This window comes from Streptococcus sp. HCA-5024 (assembly GCF_037890265.1).
In the GTDB taxonomy this organism is placed as follows: domain Bacteria; phylum Bacillota; class Bacilli; order Lactobacillales; family Streptococcaceae; genus Streptococcus; species Streptococcus lingualis.
Genome location: NZ_JBBKBR010000002.1, coordinates 51,612 through 67,571, shown reverse-complemented (window position 1 = coordinate 67,571; position 15,960 = coordinate 51,612). Strand labels below are relative to the sequence as shown.

General features: G+C 43.7%; 16 protein-coding genes. 5 read left to right on the top strand and 11 right to left on the bottom strand.

From position 1 onward, the window contains the following. Positions 1-3 precede the first annotated feature (3 nt). From WKT08_RS03975 to WKT08_RS03950, 6 genes are all read right to left on the bottom strand, one after another. Entirely contained in the window at positions 4-438 is a 435-nt protein-coding gene (locus WKT08_RS03975; protein WP_003006022.1) for an arginine repressor, read from the bottom strand. Further along, entirely contained in the window at positions 428-1,246 is an 819-nt protein-coding gene (locus WKT08_RS03970) for a TlyA family RNA methyltransferase (RefSeq protein WP_013903231.1), read from the bottom strand. The genes WKT08_RS03975 and WKT08_RS03970 overlap by 11 nt, the downstream gene beginning before the upstream one ends. Then, complete coding sequence (locus WKT08_RS03965; RefSeq protein ID WP_340280229.1) at positions 1,239-2,114, bottom strand: polyprenyl synthetase family protein; 876 nt, start codon at positions 2,112-2,114, stop codon at positions 1,239-1,241. Before WKT08_RS03965 ends, WKT08_RS03970 begins: the two co-directional genes overlap by 8 nt. After that, the gene (locus WKT08_RS03960; protein ID WP_003006013.1) at positions 2,111-2,323 is read right to left on the bottom strand and encodes an exodeoxyribonuclease VII small subunit; all 213 of its coding nucleotides are present in this window, start codon (positions 2,321-2,323) and stop codon (positions 2,111-2,113) included. The genes WKT08_RS03965 and WKT08_RS03960 overlap by 4 nt, the downstream gene beginning before the upstream one ends. Then, a complete protein-coding gene (gene xseA / locus WKT08_RS03955; RefSeq protein ID WP_340280224.1) occupies positions 2,301-3,641 on the bottom strand; it encodes an exodeoxyribonuclease VII large subunit in 1,341 nt (446 codons plus the stop codon). Before xseA ends, WKT08_RS03960 begins: the two co-directional genes overlap by 23 nt. 152 nt (positions 3,642-3,793) lie before the next feature. Then, entirely contained in the window at positions 3,794-4,678 is an 885-nt protein-coding gene (locus tag WKT08_RS03950) for a LysR family transcriptional regulator (protein WP_049522599.1), read from the bottom strand. A 172-nt stretch (positions 4,679-4,850) separates the two neighbouring features. Between WKT08_RS03950 and WKT08_RS03945 the strand changes: the two genes are divergently transcribed. Together WKT08_RS03945 and WKT08_RS03940 are read left to right on the top strand one after the other, a co-directional pair. Next, complete coding sequence (locus WKT08_RS03945) at positions 4,851-6,473, top strand: malolactic enzyme (RefSeq protein ID WP_340280219.1); 1,623 nt, start codon at positions 4,851-4,853, stop codon at positions 6,471-6,473. Between the two features lie 21 nt (positions 6,474-6,494). After that, positions 6,495-7,769 carry a 2-hydroxycarboxylate transporter family protein gene (locus tag WKT08_RS03940; RefSeq protein ID WP_340280216.1) on the top strand — a complete coding sequence of 425 codons (1,275 nt, stop codon included), beginning with the start codon at positions 6,495-6,497 and terminating at the stop codon, positions 7,767-7,769. 56 nt (positions 7,770-7,825) lie between these two features. Here the strand turns inward: WKT08_RS03940 and WKT08_RS03935 are convergent, their stop codons facing one another. The 5 genes from WKT08_RS03935 to WKT08_RS03915 all read right to left on the bottom strand — a co-directional run bounded on the left by WKT08_RS03935 (position 7,826) and on the right by WKT08_RS03915 (position 12,255). Continuing rightward, complete coding sequence (locus tag WKT08_RS03935; RefSeq protein WP_340280213.1) at positions 7,826-9,280, bottom strand: glycoside hydrolase family 32 protein; 1,455 nt, start codon at positions 9,278-9,280, stop codon at positions 7,826-7,828. A 9-nt stretch (positions 9,281-9,289) separates the two neighbouring features. After that, the gene (locus tag WKT08_RS03930) at positions 9,290-10,165 is read right to left on the bottom strand and encodes an NAD(P)H-hydrate dehydratase (RefSeq protein ID WP_340280210.1); all 876 of its coding nucleotides are present in this window, start codon (positions 10,163-10,165) and stop codon (positions 9,290-9,292) included. A 52-nt stretch (positions 10,166-10,217) separates the two neighbouring features. Further along, positions 10,218-10,991, bottom strand: a complete 774-nt coding sequence (locus WKT08_RS03925; protein ID WP_049487481.1) for an HAD-IIB family hydrolase — start codon at positions 10,989-10,991, stop codon at positions 10,218-10,220. A 13-nt stretch (positions 10,992-11,004) separates the two neighbouring features. Beyond that, positions 11,005-11,859, bottom strand: a complete 855-nt coding sequence (locus WKT08_RS03920; RefSeq protein WP_041826248.1) for a bifunctional methylenetetrahydrofolate dehydrogenase/methenyltetrahydrofolate cyclohydrolase — start codon at positions 11,857-11,859, stop codon at positions 11,005-11,007. Positions 11,860-12,024: 165 nt separating this feature from the next. After that, complete coding sequence (locus tag WKT08_RS03915; RefSeq protein ID WP_003005989.1) at positions 12,025-12,255, bottom strand: DUF1797 family protein; 231 nt, start codon at positions 12,253-12,255, stop codon at positions 12,025-12,027. A gap of 248 nt (positions 12,256-12,503) precedes the next feature. Here WKT08_RS03915 and WKT08_RS03910 point away from each other — a divergent pair, with 248 nt between their 5' ends. The 3 genes from WKT08_RS03910 to WKT08_RS03900 all read left to right on the top strand — a co-directional run bounded on the left by WKT08_RS03910 (position 12,504) and on the right by WKT08_RS03900 (position 15,891). Beyond that, a complete protein-coding gene (locus WKT08_RS03910) occupies positions 12,504-14,759 on the top strand; it encodes an ATP-dependent Clp protease ATP-binding subunit (RefSeq protein ID WP_070466677.1) in 2,256 nt (751 codons plus the stop codon). 312 nt (positions 14,760-15,071) lie between these two features. After that, entirely contained in the window at positions 15,072-15,521 is a 450-nt protein-coding gene (locus WKT08_RS03905) for an NUDIX hydrolase (RefSeq protein ID WP_070465426.1), read from the top strand. Positions 15,522-15,588: 67 nt separating this feature from the next. Then, the gene (locus WKT08_RS03900) at positions 15,589-15,891 is read left to right on the top strand and encodes a DUF1827 family protein (protein ID WP_003012157.1); all 303 of its coding nucleotides are present in this window, start codon (positions 15,589-15,591) and stop codon (positions 15,889-15,891) included. Positions 15,892-15,960: the final 69 nt, after the last annotated feature.

Sequence of the window (15,960 nt, the reverse complement as noted above, 5' to 3'; positions counted from 1 at the left end):
CTCTTACCACCCAAAGATTGATTTGAGGATATTCTCTGCTTCTGGTGCGGAATAAGCAATCAACAAGATCGTATCATCATCTGCAACAATACTAAAGATATGCTCCTTATAAATCTCCCGCAAGCGACGTTTGACTAAAGGAGCAGTCCCTGGAACCATGGTAAAATTGACATATTCTCCCATGCGACGATGAGATAAAATATTGCTTTCGATCATCCCGATCCCTTGGTGGTGCTTACGTGGCAATTCATAGACATAGGTCATGTCTTTCAGAGGGCGTTTTACGATGCCCAATTCTTTGATATCCCGTGACACCGTCGCTTGGGTTGCTGAGATGCCTTCTTCTTTCAAATGTTCGACGATCTCTTCTTGGGTCCCCACTTCATGATCGCGAATGAAACGACGAATTTTTTCTAATCTGATATTCTTACTCTTCATGTTTAAATTCCTTGTGTGCCAGCTCCACAACAGCCTCCAGCTGCTCTGTAGTTGGCTTTGTTTTCTCTTCTTTTTTTTCTAGATACATCAAAAATTCGATGTTGCCATGGCCTCCTTGGATAGGGGAATAATCCACTCCCATTACCGCAAAGCCATGTGTCCCTGCAAAAGCAGCGACCTTTTCAAGAACGGCTAAATGAATCTTAGGATCCTTAATAATCCCATTTTTCCCGATCTGTTCGCGTCCTGCCTCAAACTGAGGTTTGACCAAGGCCACGACTTGTCCATTTTCTGCCAAAATCCGGTGAAGGGCTGGCAGAATCAAGTCCAAGGAAATAAAGCTGACATCGATACTCGCAAAGCTCGGTGTCGCTTCAAAATCATCTGGCTCGGCATAGCGGAAATTGAACTGTTCCATCGAGACCACTCGAGGATCATTGCGCAATTTCCAGGCCAACTGATTGGTCCCGACATCCACCGAAAAGACCTGGCTGGCTCCGTTTTGCAGCATGACATCTGTAAAGCCACCTGTAGAAGCTCCGATATCAATGGCAATTTTACCCTCTACAGATAAACCAAATTGGTTCAGTGCTTTTTCTAATTTAAGACCGCCCCGGCTGACATATTTGAGCTTTTCACCCTTTAATTTCAACTCGGTTGCTTCATCAATTTTTTCACCCGGTTTATCGAAGCGCTCACCATTGATAACGGCAACGACAAGACCGGCCATCACCCCTCTTTTGGCTTGTTCGCGGGTATCAAATAGGCCCTGTTTATAGGCTAATACATCCACTCTTTCCTTAGCCATCTATTCGTAATCCTTCTATTAATTTCTTGATCGCTCGCGGATCAAAGTCGCAAGCAGCTGTAATCTGATCCAACAAGTCCTCGCAAGCGTCTAATTCACTTGTCAGCAAAGCTTTTGATTCTTCCAATCCCAACAGGGCTGGATAGGTCGATTTTTCAGCTACCAAGTCCTTTTGAGGGGTCTTCCCCAAAGCTTCAAAATCAGCGACCAAATCCAAAATATCATCCCGCACTTGAAAAGCCAGGCCTAATTTTTTCCCGATTTTTTCTAAGAGCCGACCAATGTCTGCTTGCAACTCTAAAATCAAACCGGCTGCGATGAAAGGATAGGCAAGGAGGCGTCCTGTCTTATTGGCATGGATAGTCTGCAACTCTGCTAGAGTTAGCTGTTTGTGCTCCCCTTCCATATCAAGGACTTGGCCAGCTACCATTCCACGACTTCCGGATGCATCCGACAATTCAAGGATCAAAGAGACCTTGACCGCATCAGGAAGGGCACTCGCAGCTATCATCCCAAAGGGATCGAGAAAAAGCGCATCCCCTGCTAAAATCGCCAGGTCTTCTCCGAATTTCTTATGATTGGTCAATTGTCCCCGACGGTAATCATCATTGTCCATGGCAGGCAGATCATCGTGAATAAGGCTTCCTGTATGGATCATCTCCAAAGCTCCTGCCACTTGAAAGTGAGCCTCCGTCAATTCCTGTCCAAAGGCCTCTAATAATTCTAGAAGGAGCAATGGGCGCAGGCGTTTTCCACCTGCCTGGATCGAATACAGGACCGACTCCACTAAATGGGGGGCAACGGCTTTCTCCTCATAAAAAGAGCGAACCGCTTGCTCTACTCTATTTCGTTTTTCTTCTTGTCTCATGCTAGATCCGCTTCAGTACCATCTGCTTGCATGACCTTGACCAAGGTTTTCTCTGCTTGATCCAAGGTATCTTGCAATTCTTTTGACAACTTCATTCCTTTTTGGAATTCTGTAATAGCTTCTTCTAAAGCCACATCACCACTTTCCAATTTTTGGACAATGGCTTCCAAATCTGCTAAGTTTTCTTCAAATTTCTTTTCTTTCGACATGTTTTACCTCTACTTCTAACTGGCCATCTCTCATGATGAGTGACAGCGGGTCCCCTTCTTTTACTTTCGCAACCGAGTCTAGAACCTGATCGTCTTGCTTAACCATGGCATAGCCACGCGCAATAATCCTACTAGTATCGAGCATCAAGAGGGCTTCTGATAAGCCTTGTACCTTGTTCTTTTGCTCTTTTAGGACTTGTTCCATTCGGTTGGTTAAGATTCTCTTATCTTGGAGCAGGCGGTCTTGGTAGCGCTCGATGCGATGCAAAGGAGACATGGCTTCTAGGCGATGACGCAGACCTTGCAGTTGATTGGCCCCTTGTCCATAAGAATCCCGCATGCTTTGTTTCAATCGCAATTGCAACTGGTCAATCTTTTGCAGATAGCCATCATAGAGTCTTTCAGGCTGTCTAAAAATAACCGATTGGCTTAATTTGGCCAAGCGTTCACGATTATAGGCCAAGCGATTGGACATAGCTGTTGCCATGCGGTTCTCCTGCTTTTGTAAATGAGACAAGAGATCCAATTTGGTTACTGGAGTGGCCAATTCAGCAGCGGCTGTCGGAGTAGCAGCTCGTCGGTCTGCTACAAAATCGGCTAGAGTCGTATCTGTCTCATGTCCAACACTGGAGATAATCGGAATCCGCGATTCAAAAATGGCTCGCACCACTGCTTCTTCATTAAAGGCCCAGAGGTCTTCAATCGAACCACCCCCACGACCGATAATCAAGACATCCAAATCATCCCGTTGGTTGGCCCTTTGAATATTAGCAACCACCTCACTAGATGCGCCTTCACCCTGAACCTTGGTCGGGTAGAGCACAATCTCTACACCAGGGAAGCGTCGGCTCACCGTTGTGATAATATCGCGAATCACGGCCCCACTTTGACTGGTGATGACCCCGATCTTTCTTGAAAATTGTGGCAGAGCTTGCTTCCACCGATCCTGAAAGAGACCTTCTTCGGTCAACTTTTTCTTGAGTTGCTCAAATTGGATGGCCAAGGCCCCTACCCCATCTGGTTCAGCCTTTTCAATGACAATGGAATAACTCCCACTTGGCTCATAGAGCTGAATACGACCGATGACGTTGATCTTCATGCCTTCTTCTAGCTCAAAACCAAAGCTTCGATAAACCCCAGCCCAGACCGTCGCCTGAATAACCGCTTTTTCATCCTTTAATGAAAAATACTGGTGGTTGGGACGTTTTCGGAAATTGGAGACCTGCCCTGTCAGATAAACCCTTTCCAAATAGGGATCCTTATCAAATTTTAATTTCAAATATTTGGTCAAACTTGATACGGATAAATAGTTGGACATAGGAACTCCTTTCTGCAGAATATGATCAAGTTTAATTATACCAAAAAACACCAAAAAAGGCTGGCAGACAAAGCGAAATCATGAATTTCCTTTCTCTACAAGCCTCATTTTATTCAAGACACTTTCTATTTGTCTGTTTGACACCCGCTTCCTTATTTTTCACACTTCTCCAACCGTTCAATAAAGGAGCTAAGAAGCGCTTGGGGTTCCCCTTCATTTGGATAGGCATAACTAATATAGAAGACTGTTTTTTCCTCTTCAACCAGCGGAATTTTGACAAGATTTGGATATTCTGGAAAGAGAGTCAGATCGGTCATGAGGCCAATTCCCAAATTTTCTTCGATGAAACTCAAGACCAAGTTGGAATCGGTCAAGACAACAGTAGACTGGGCCAAATCATCAAAGCGAGCATTTAAGCGTTTAAAAGCCGTCATGTGGACATGATGCTCATCTAACAGAATGAAGGTCTCCTCTAACACCTCTTTAAAAGAAATTTCCTTGCGATTTGCTAGTGGATGATCCTTTGAAACAATCACAAAAAATTCTTTTTTATACAGAAGCTGACTGGTCAAATGCGCGTGCGAGATAGGCTCTAAGCTTCCCAATAGACTAAAATCTAAATCACCACGCACCAACAATCGCATCAAATCCCTGGAACCTAATTGCACCAATTGCGATTGACGAAAAATCTCAAGCTCTTCATCATGTGTCCCAAATTTTTTCATGATATCGCTAGTGATCAATGGCGGTAGTCCAATGCGCAACAGATTCTTTTTACTGCGTTCAACAGCTTTTTCTGTCTTTTCGATTTCGATTAAAACTTCTCGCGCGTGATTGGCTAAAACCTTCCCCGGCTGAGTTAGGTGCAAGACACGATTTGAAGACGATTTTTCTACCAACTGGCAAGCATAGTGATCCTCTAAACGCTTGATGGCATAAGTCACAGTCGGTTGACTCACTTGAAAATAATGCGCCACATCTGTATAAGACTTTAATTTCGACAGTTGATAAAAATATTCCAAGTCTCGGATATTCATCTCTATCCCTCTATTTCTACAATTTCCATTTCCTTCATTCTAACACAAAACTCTTACTTATAAAATTTTTTTATAAGGACAAGGGAAGTTGACTATAAGAATTACCGAAGACTATAATGGCTTGCGTGAGAAAAAATCTTACAGATAAATTATTTATGAGGAGTATTTCGCAATGAAATCACATGAAATTTTAAACAATCCTTTCTTAAATAAAGGAACTGCTTTCACAATGGAAGAACGTAAAGAACTTGGCCTGATCGGTCTTCTTCCTCCCTATGTTCAAAGCATCGAAGAACAAGCTGAACAAGCTTATCAACATTTCTTGCGCAAACCATCAGACCTTGAAAAACGTCTTTTCTTGATGGAAATTTTCAATACAAACCGTACTCTTTTCTACTACCTCTTTAACCATCACATCGTTGAGTTCAACCCAATCGTCTATGATCCAGTGATCGCAGACACCATTGAACAATATTCTGAACTATTTGTAGACCCACAATATGCCGCTTACCTTGATATTAACCACCCAGAAAATATCGAAGAAACGTTGAAAAATGCGGCTGGCGATCGCGATATCCGCTTGATCGTTGCAACTGACGCAGAAGGAATCCTCGGTATTGGTGACTGGGGTGTCCAAGGGGTTGACATCTCTGTCGGAAAACTCATGGTCTACACGGCTGCAGCCGGAATTGATCCAGCTTGCGTTATGCCTCTTGTCATCGATGCTGGTACCAACCGTGAAGAATTGTTAAACAATCCAATGTATCTGGGGAACCGTCATGAACGTGTTCGTGGTGAAAAATACGATGCCTTTATCGATCAATTCGTTCAAACAGCTGGAAAACTTTTCCCTAAATTGTACCTTCACTGGGAAGACTTTGGTCGTTCAAATGCGGCTGATATCTTGAACCGTTACAAGAAAGAAATTCCAACTTTCAACGATGATATTCAAGGAACTGGGATCGTTGTCTTGGGTGGTATCTTTGGAGCGATGGATATCACTGGTGAAAAATTGACAGACCAAGTTTACCTTTGCTATGGTGGTGGTTCTGCTGGTGCTGGTATCGCAGACCGTGTTCACGCTGAAATGGTTGCTGAAGGACTTTCTCCAGAAGAAGCTTACAAACGTTTCTTCATGATCGATAAACAAGGTCTTTTGTTTGACGATATGGAAGATTTGACGCCAGCTCAAAAACCATTTGCTAAAAAACGTGCTGACTTCGAAGGTAAAGACGATATGACCAATCTTCTTGAAGTGATCAAAACAGTGAAACCAACAATCTTGGTCGGAACTTCTACAAACCCAGGTGCCTTCACTAAAGAAGTGGTTGAAGCCATGTGTGAAAACACTGAACGCCCAGTTATCTTCCCAATTTCTAACCCAACCAAGAAATTGGAAGCAACAGCCCAACAAGTTATCGAATGGTCAGACGGTAAAGCCTTTGTCGCTACCGGTGTCCCTTCAGGAACCATCAGCTACAAAGGTGTGGACTACGAAATCGGTCAAGCCAATAACGCTTTGATCTACCCAGGTCTTGGTCTTGGTATGTTGGCCTCTGAAGCTAAATTGTTGACAGATGAAATGATCGGGGCAGCTGCTCACTCATTGTCAGGTATTGTCAATCCAGGTCAACCAGGTGCGCCAGTCCTTCCACCATTCCAATATGTAGCTGACGTGTCTATCAAGGTGGCTGAAGCTGTTGCCAAGAAAGCTCAAGAACAAGGGCTTGCACAAGCTAAAGAAACAGATATGGCCAAAGCTGTACGTGACCTTAAATGGTATCCTAAATACTAATAAGGAGCTGACTGAACAACCATGAAAAAATTGAATGAAATCAAAATTTCCGGTGTCAGTCTTCCTCTATATGCATTCATCGTCATCGTTCTTTCGGTGACGATTGCTATGGGGAAACTCCCACTCAATATGCTTGGACTAACCCTCCTTTTGGTCGTCATGGGACATCTTCTCTACTTTATCGGTGAGAAACTGCCAATTATGAATTCTTACCTAGGTGGAGGATCCGTCTTCACCTTACTAGGAGCTACTCTTCTAGCGACCTTCCATGTTATTCCGGCAAACATCATCACAGCTACCAAGGGCTTTTTGGGAGATTCCTTTGGCTTTCTGGATTTTTATATCGCAGCCTTGATTTGTGGGGCTATTCTAGGGATGAATCGCAATCTCTTGGTAAAAGCTTCCGCTCGCTTTATTCCTGTTTCCTTGGTCACCATGGTCATTGGTGCTCTCTCTGTTGGGATCGTTGGAACCCTTTTGGGACAAGGATTTGGACATTCGATTCTCTATGTTTCCTTCCCACAAATGGTCGGAGGAATGGGAGCTGGAATCCTGCCTCTTTCAAAGATCTACGCTGCCAATCTCCACGGAAGCCAAGCAGCCATCTTCTCTCAATTGGCACCCGCTACTACACTTGGTAATATCCTTGCCATCATTGGAGCTGTTTTGATCGTCAAAATCTTTGCAGACAGTCCTTACAATGGTCACGGTGTCTTGATTCCCGTCAATAAAGATGAATTGAAAAAAGAAAAACTCACCCTTGATCCGACCCAAATCGGAGTTGGAATGATGTTTGCCTTTAGTATTTTTCTTCTCGGGGTCATCTGCAATGCCTTTGTTCCAAAAATCCACAGTTATGCCTTCATGATTATCATCGTCTTTATCCTGAAAGCTTTCAATGCTGTCCCAAAACCTTTGGAAAACTGTGTGGTCATGTTCAACCAAGTCATTATGACCAACCTCACCCATGCAGTCCTAGCTGGGATCGGTCTTTCCTTGATTGACCTTTCAACTCTCGCTAAGGCGATGACCTGGCAATTCATTCTCCTAAGCTTGACATCTGTTCTAGCTATGGGGCTTGCATCTGCTGTGATCGGAAAACTGGTTGGATTGTATCCAGTGGAGACTGCTATCGGATCTGGTATGATCAATAACTCGATGGGAGGAACCGGAAATATCGCTGTTCTCTCCGCATCTGATCGTATGGAAATGATCGCCTTCGCCCAAATGGCCAACCGACTGAGCGGGGCTATCATCCTCATTCTGGGAGGACTCCTCGCTTCTGTCCTCTCGTAAAGAAAAAAAGACAAGTCATAGAACTTGTCTTTTTTTCTTTAGGAGGCTTTTGTATCCTATTTTTGATAGGTTTTCACGACCCAATCAACCCCTTCATCTGCCGTGAGGGTATAGACGGGATTTTGACTCGTTTCATAAAAAGTCATCGAGAGAGTTTTACCATCCACGAATACTTCGATGGAGTTGGTATCGCGAATGATTGAAAAATGATGATCCTTTTCAGCATCCAACTGAATCCATCTCGATTGAAATGCTGGATCTTCTTTTCCAGAAATGGGGTGCCCAAATTGGTCTCGACTCAAGCTAAAGCGTTTTTGAGAGGCGTCGTAAATCAATTGCAAGACACAATCAGGATCAGTTTCATCACCATATCCAAGGATAAAGGAGCGACCCGGTTTGGCATCTAGTTCAAACAAGGTTTGTTTCTCTCTAGCTGGGATCGTGATCTGATTTCCCTTAACAATGGTTTCTGGAAAATGCTTTACAAGAAAGTGTTCTTTCACTGACTCAGGTAACTCCTGAACCAATCGTCCGTCTTTCAAGGACAATTTTCTTGGAAGAGTCATACTACCTGCCCACCTATGAGCTAAATCATGACTAGGGATGGAACGGTGCCACATTTGCATCCAGGCAACCATGTATCGTTCGCCATTTGGTCCTTGACAAGTTTGAGGGGCATAGAAATCCATACCACCATCCATTTCATCATAGGAATCAACACGAAAGTGCCCCGTTTCCCAATTCATGTCACCGATAAAGGAAACCGTCGAATTTAAGTTCCAGTATTTTTCTTGCTGCCTTTCCATTTCAATGGGAGACAGGATCAAGACCCATTTGCCATCTAAAGGGAAGAAATCAGGACACTCCCACATAATTCCTTGCCCTTTTTCACCTTTTAAAAGAACTGATGTAAAAGTCCAATCTACTAGATTACTTGATGCAAATAGGAGAATTTGACCTCTGTCATCCGGTGTCTTAGAAGCAACGACAGCGTAATAGCTTCCTTGGTATTCAAATACTTTAGGATCACGAAAATCTGCAATATCTGCGATCCCCTCAATATGTTGAGCATGGATCACTGGATTAGTAGGCAATTTTTCAAAGGTAATGCCGTCTGTCGACACCGCAAGACACTGAGTCTCCTCGCGCTTTTCCTCATCGTCTACATGACCCGTATACAGCAAATAGAGCTTGTCATCTTTCACGATAGCACTACCCGAGAAACAACCATCCTTATCATAGCTTTCACTTGGTGCTAAAGCTACTGGCAGTTCTTCCCAATGGAGAAGATCTTTTGATTTGGCATGCCCCCAATGCATGGGACCCCAAACACTATCATAGGGATAGAATTGGTAAAACAAATGGTATTCCCCACGGAAATAAACAAAGCCATTTGGATCGTTCATCCAGCCGATTGGAGGTAACAAATGAAATGCTCCTCGATATTGCTGGTTGACCTTCTCCCTGTTTTCATCGATATACTGATTTGCTTTCCGAATGCTTTCCTTCATCTTTTTTACCTATTTTCTATTTTCAGTGCTGGCAACCTGGTCTTGGTCACTCCACTTCTTCATCCATTTTGGGATTTCCTGGCTAATGGTCGTCGGTAGAACCACATAAACCTCCTTGCTCAAGTCTTCTGCAATGGCTGAATGGAGATAGGTCGCAACCACCACACGCTCATAGAGACTGACCTGTGGGAATTGACCCGCAAATCCTGCGATCATCCCTGCCAAGGTATCTCCCATACCCCCTGTTGCTTGATAGGGACCACCAACATCTAGCTGATAGCCCTCATCTTGCCCACTTGTCCAAATGCGGGTGTGTGGCCCTTTTTCTACAATGACAGTCCCTTGAGGAAAGTTCTGCACTGCTCTTCGACTCTTGCCTTCTGTCTGGCTTGCTAGATCAAGCCCTGACAGTTTTTCCCATTCTTTTTGATGGGGGGTAAAGACCAACAGAGCCTTTGGCAATTCAAACTGAGAGGCTGCAAAAAGACTAATAGCTCCTCCATCTAAGATCAAGACCTGCTGGCTAGAGACTTGTTCAAAAATCATGTGCAAGATTGCTTGGTTTTCTCTTGCTTCATTTAAGCCCGGTCCTACGAGAATCACGCTAGCTTTTTGGAGCTGCTCACAAAGGAGTTCGTGATCTGCCAAATCAAAGCCCATGGCTTCAGGAAGATGGCTATGAAGGGCTGTAAGATTATCAGGATCTGTTGCGACAGTAACCAGCCCTGCTCCACTGTGAACCGCAGCAAGCGCCGCCATAATGATGGCTCCCCCATAAGGGTAAGTCCCTCCAATCAAGAGCAGGCGACCAAAATCGCCCTTATAAGAATTCGCCTCTCGCTTTGCAATGACACGCTGAATCTCTTCTTTCTGAACTATTCTCATACCTTCCTCATTTCTAGCGAAAAAGGAGAAGCCACGACTCCCCCTCCTTCTTTTATTTTCCTCTGAATTCTGCAAAGACTTGCAAGATCTTAGCAGCTACAGCTTGTGGTTGATTTTGTTTGGCTACCAATTGATCATCCGCATAAGGCTGAAGGGCTGGAAAATCACCAATCTGAACTGCATAAAGAGCTTTTTCAAAGAGCTCGATATCATTTTGATCATTGCCAAAAGCCACGAAATTCTCTCCACAGAGTTCTTCTACGGTTGTTGCTTTATGCGTATCTGCTGGATTGAGATAGATGCATTTTTCATGCGCATGATAGCGGATATGGGCCTTGTCTGTCTTTTCGATTCGCTCGATGATCTCATCCACGAGCTCCTCATGGCCACCCATATAGATCACAACCTTAATCGGATCTGTCAGCTCCTCTAACGAACGATACTGGGCTTTCTTGAGGGGATCTACATTAGCAACAAAAGGAATTTTTTCCAAAATCTGTCCGCTATAATCAAAGGTATCATCCACAAAAAATGGTAGATTGTAATGGCGGCAAAAGCCAAGGACTTCCCGATACACATCCTTGTCCAATTGTTCCTCATATACCAATTGCCCCTGGCGATAGGCCAATCCACCATTTAAGCCTATCACGAGTTGCTGACTCAATGGGTCCCCTAAAAGACCCAAGCAGTCCCGGTAAGAACGTGCAGAAGCAAAGGCGACTTCATGACCAAATTCTTCTGCTCTCAATAAGACCTGTTTGATTTCATCATCGATTGTGACACCATCGAATGACAGGGTTCCATCTAAATCAAATACAAACTTCATCTTGTTCACACTTTCATTTTTTTAAGGCACGAACAGCTGCTTCGTAGGTCTGCTCCATCAGCATGGTGACGGTCATAGGCCCAACCCCTCCTGGTACCGGGGTAATATGACTGGCCAAAGGGGCAACGGAGTCAAAATCGACATCCCCACACAATTTGCCATTCTCATCTCGATTCATTCCGACGTCAATAACGACGGCGCCTTCTTTCACGAAGTCTGCTGTTACAAATTTCGCACGACCGATCGCAACAACCAAGATATCTGCTCTTCTAGCAATTTTAGGCAGATGATGGGTCCGGGAATGGGTCAAGGTTACCGTCGCATTTTTGGCGAGGAGCAACTGCGCCATTGGTTTTCCAACGATATTGGAACGACCAATCACGACTGCTCGCTTCCCTTCTAGATCAATCCCGTACTCTTTGAACATCTCCATGATCCCAGCAGGCGTCGATGGCACCATAATAGGATTTCCAGCCCACAAGCGTCCCATATTCAATGGATGAAAGCCATCCACATCTTTTGCCGGGTCAATCGCTAAAAGGACTGCATCCGCATCGATATGCTTAGGCAGTGGCAACTGCACCAAAATCCCATGCCAAAGGGGATCCTGATTGTAGTGTTCGATCACTTCTAATAATTCAGCTTGGCTGATGCTTTCAGGAAGTCGTCTCACTTCACTCCGAAAGCCTGCCGCAATAGCAGAACGCTCTTTATTTCTTACATAGATTTTGCTAGCTGGATTATCTCCTACCACGATGACAACGAGGCCAGGCACAACTCCTGTCTCTTCTTTTAATCGTGCTGTTTTCTCTGCAATCTCACCCTGTAATTTTGTAGCGAGCGCCTTCCCATCAATGAGTGTCGTCATATCAATTCTCTTTCTAGTCAAGTAATGAAAATAGTCCTCTCTATTATAGCAGATTTCAACTCTCAAACCTAACTGTTCCTATTTAGAATTTCTTATAGACGAAAACTATAGCCAGATGGACAAAAAATGAGCTTGAGACCACCCCAAACTCATCCACACAGCTGCTTAGTAAAGCAATTCATAAATTTCCATTGCAATTAAATCAATGCTATCAAATGTATAGGTTTCACGCGCTTCAACATCACGAAGTGTAAAGGTTGAACCTTCTTCTTCATTGTGGTTGTAGGCTACTTCAGCGACAACAACACCGTCACGTTCAAAATTACGTTTTAAGTTTCCACCGTCTTTTGTCATCGTCTCCAAACGGTTAATAATCCGTACTAAATGTGATTCCATTTTATTTCTCCTCTTTACTTTCTACTCTCCTATTTTATCATAAAAGAGAAAGCTCTTCCAATAAAAATTCACATTTTTCCATTGATTTGCTCTCTTCTTCACTCCTTAGCGACATTCCGTAGCAAATTCTTGCAAACTTCTAGAATACTGATATAATGAAACTATAAATCTTTGACTATTTTTGACCTTTCAAAAATAGGCTCGTCTCTTGATGGAAAACCATCAAAAACCTACTGTGAGGTATGTATATGCTTTGTCAAAATTGTAAAATAAATGAATCAACCATCCATTTATATACAAATGTAAATGGACGTCAGCAGCAAGTAGACCTCTGTCAAAATTGCTATAAAATTATGAAAACAGACCCTAATAACAGCTTCTTGAAAGGCATGACCCAACGGAGCCAACTCACTGGAGATCCTTTTGAAGATTTCTTCAATAACCTTGGAAACTTCCAAAGTCCGCAAGAACCTCAAACCCCTCCAACTCAATCCGGAGGCAGTTATGGAGGTGGCGGCTACGGCCAAAACAATAACCGTGGTGGTGGTCAAGACCCTCGTCAAGCACGCCCTCAAAAGCCAAAAGGACTGTTAGAAGAGTTCGGCATCAATGTCACAGAAATTGCCCGCAAAGGGGATATTGACCCTGTCATTGGCCGTGACGAGGAGATTATCCGTGTCATCGAAATCCTCAACCGTCGAACCAAGAACAATCCGGTTCTGATTGGAGAGCCTGGGGTCGGAAAAACTGCCGTAGTGGAAGGCCTGGCTCAAAAAATCGTCGATGGCGACGTTCCACATAAATTGCAAGGAAAAGAAGTCATCCGCCTAGACGTCGTCAGCCTCGTTCAGGGCACAGGCATCCGTGGTCAATTCGAAGAACGCATGCAAAAATTAATGGATGAAATTCGTCAACGTGAAGATGTGATTCTGTTCATCGACGAAATCCATGAAATTGTTGGCGCAGGATCAGCTGGTGAGGGCAATATGGACGCTGGAAATATCCTCAAACCAGCCTTGGCGCGTGGAGAACTCCAATTAGTCGGTGCTACTACCCTCAATGAATACCGTATTATTGAAAAAGATGCAGCCTTGGAACGTCGGATGCAGCCCGTTAAGGTCGATGAGCCAACGGTTGAAGAAACCATTACCATCCTCAAGGGCATCCAGAAAAAATACGAAGACTACCACCACGTCCACTATACAGACGGGGCCATCGAAGCGGCAGCTATTCTTTCAAACCGCTACATCCAAGATCGCTTCCTGCCAGACAAGGCCATTGATTTGTTGGATGAAGCGGGATCTAAGATGAACCTGACCCTAAACTTTGTGGATCCAAAAGTGATCGACCAGCGCTTGATTGAAGCGGAAAACCTCAAAGCTCAAGCGACACGCGAAGAAGACTTTGAAAAAGCAGCCTACTTCCGCGACCAAATCGCGAAATACAAGGAAATGCAAGGTCAACATGTCACCGATCAGGAAACCCCTGTCATCAGTGAAAAAACTATTGAACACATAGTTGAACAAAAGACCAATATTCCTGTTGGTGATTTGAAAGAAAAAGAACAGTCTCAATTGATCAATCTGGCTTCTGATTTGAAAGCTCATGTGATCGGTCAAGATGATGCAGTAGATAAAATCGCGAAAGCCATTCGACGCAATCGTGTCGGCCTAGGATCGCCAAATCGTCCAATCGGAAGCTTCCTTTTTGTCGGACCAACCGGTGTCGGGAAGACCGAATTGTCTAAACAATTGGCGATTGAACTCTTTGGTTCTGCAGACAATATGATCCGCTTTGATATGAGCGAATACATGGAAAAACACAGCGTAGCGAAACTAGTCGGAGCTCCTCCGGGCTATGTGGGCTACGATGAAGCTGGACAACTAACTGAAAAGGTCCGCCGCAATCCATACTCTCTCGTTTTGCTGGATGAAGTTGAAAAAGCCCATCCAGACGTCATGCACATGTTCTTGCAAGTCTTGGATGATGGCCGTCTGACAGATGGTCAAGGCCGCACTGTCAGCTTTAAAGATACCATTATCATCATGACCTCTAATGCTGGAACTGGCAAAGCTGAGGCCAATGTTGGTTTTGGAGCAGCTCGAGAAGGACGCACCAACTCTGTACTTGGAGAACTCGGTAACTTCTTTAGCCCCGAATTCATGAACCGTTTTGATGGCATCATTGAATTCCAACCTCTATCAAAAGAAAACCTGCTTCAAATCGTTACCCTCATGCTCGATGAAGTCAATCAACGTCTCGCACAAAATGAGATTCATCTGGACGTGACAGAGAAGGTGAAAGAAAAATTGGTCGATCTGGGATACGATCCAAAAATGGGGGCCCGCCCACTCCGTCGTACCATCCAAGACTATATCGAAGATGCTATTACCGATTATTACCTGGAACATCCAAGTGAAAAACAACTCAAAGCCGTCTTGACCAGCAATGGAAATATTAGTATTAAATCGGTTTCTAAGACAGTTGAAAAGACAAAAGAATAATCATCCAAATTATGAAAGAATGAGGCTGAAAAGAAGTCAGAATCATAATCAGTAAATGTACATTCAGAGAGTGGGACAGAAATCGGTAATTCGTTAGAATTCGATTTCGTCGTCCCACCTCCGCACAGTTGAGTAGGGCTGTAAAAGATGATGAAATCAGCGTAGTAGAGCCCACTCAACCACTGCGTCTTGCTCGACAATCCAAAAACAATTGAGAGGCTAGGACTTTTGTCCCAGTCTCTTTCTTTTTTCCCTCCAGATTTTTGCTAAAAAATATGATATAATGATGAAAAAATAAGAAAAGAGAAAACCATGACCATTCCAAGTTTTGGTGAAAAGAAACAAGATGTGACCTACGTCAATCGCTATGGTGTCTACGCTGTTATTCCCAATAAGGACAAGGATCAGATCATCCTCGTTCAAGCTCCAAATGGGGCTTGGTTCTTACCAGGCGGGGAAATTGAGGCAGGTGAAGATCACTTACAAGCTCTGAAACGGGAACTGATCGAAGAATTAGGCTTTACCGCTGTTTTAGGGCAATACTATGGCCAAGCAGATGAGTATTTCTATTCCAGTCATCGCGACACCTACTACTACAATCCTGCCTATATTTATGAAGTGCTAGACTATACAGAAGCTCAAAAACCACTGGAAGATTTTAACAATCTTGCTTGGTTTCCTGTAGATGAAGCTATTAAAAAACTCAAACGTGGCAGTCACAAATGGGGCATTGAACAGTGGAAAAATACCCACAAAAAATAAAGGAATTCTTTCACAAATAATAAAAAAGTGCTATAATAAATGAAGATAGAGGTTAGGAGGAACTCATATGAAGCTCATTAATACCACAAATAGTCATGCTGCACTGGTCAAAAGCCAACTTGCCAGCACTGATGCCTTGCTTGTCGAGGTTTATTCCGCGGGCAATACCGATGTCGTTTTTACACAGGCCCCAACACACTATGAATTATTGATCAGTAACAAACACCGAGCTATTCGTGAAACTGAAGTAGAAAAAATTCGTGAGTTCTTTTTAAAACGTAAGATTGATCTTCAAATCATTGACCAATCCGCTATTAAAACCCTCTACTCCGATAAACTAATTGAAATTTCCTTTCCAATTACTAAGTAAGGCCAATTTGCCTTACTTTTTTCTTTCCTTAATGCATGAATCTCTACACTATTCTAGCCATTAAAAAAG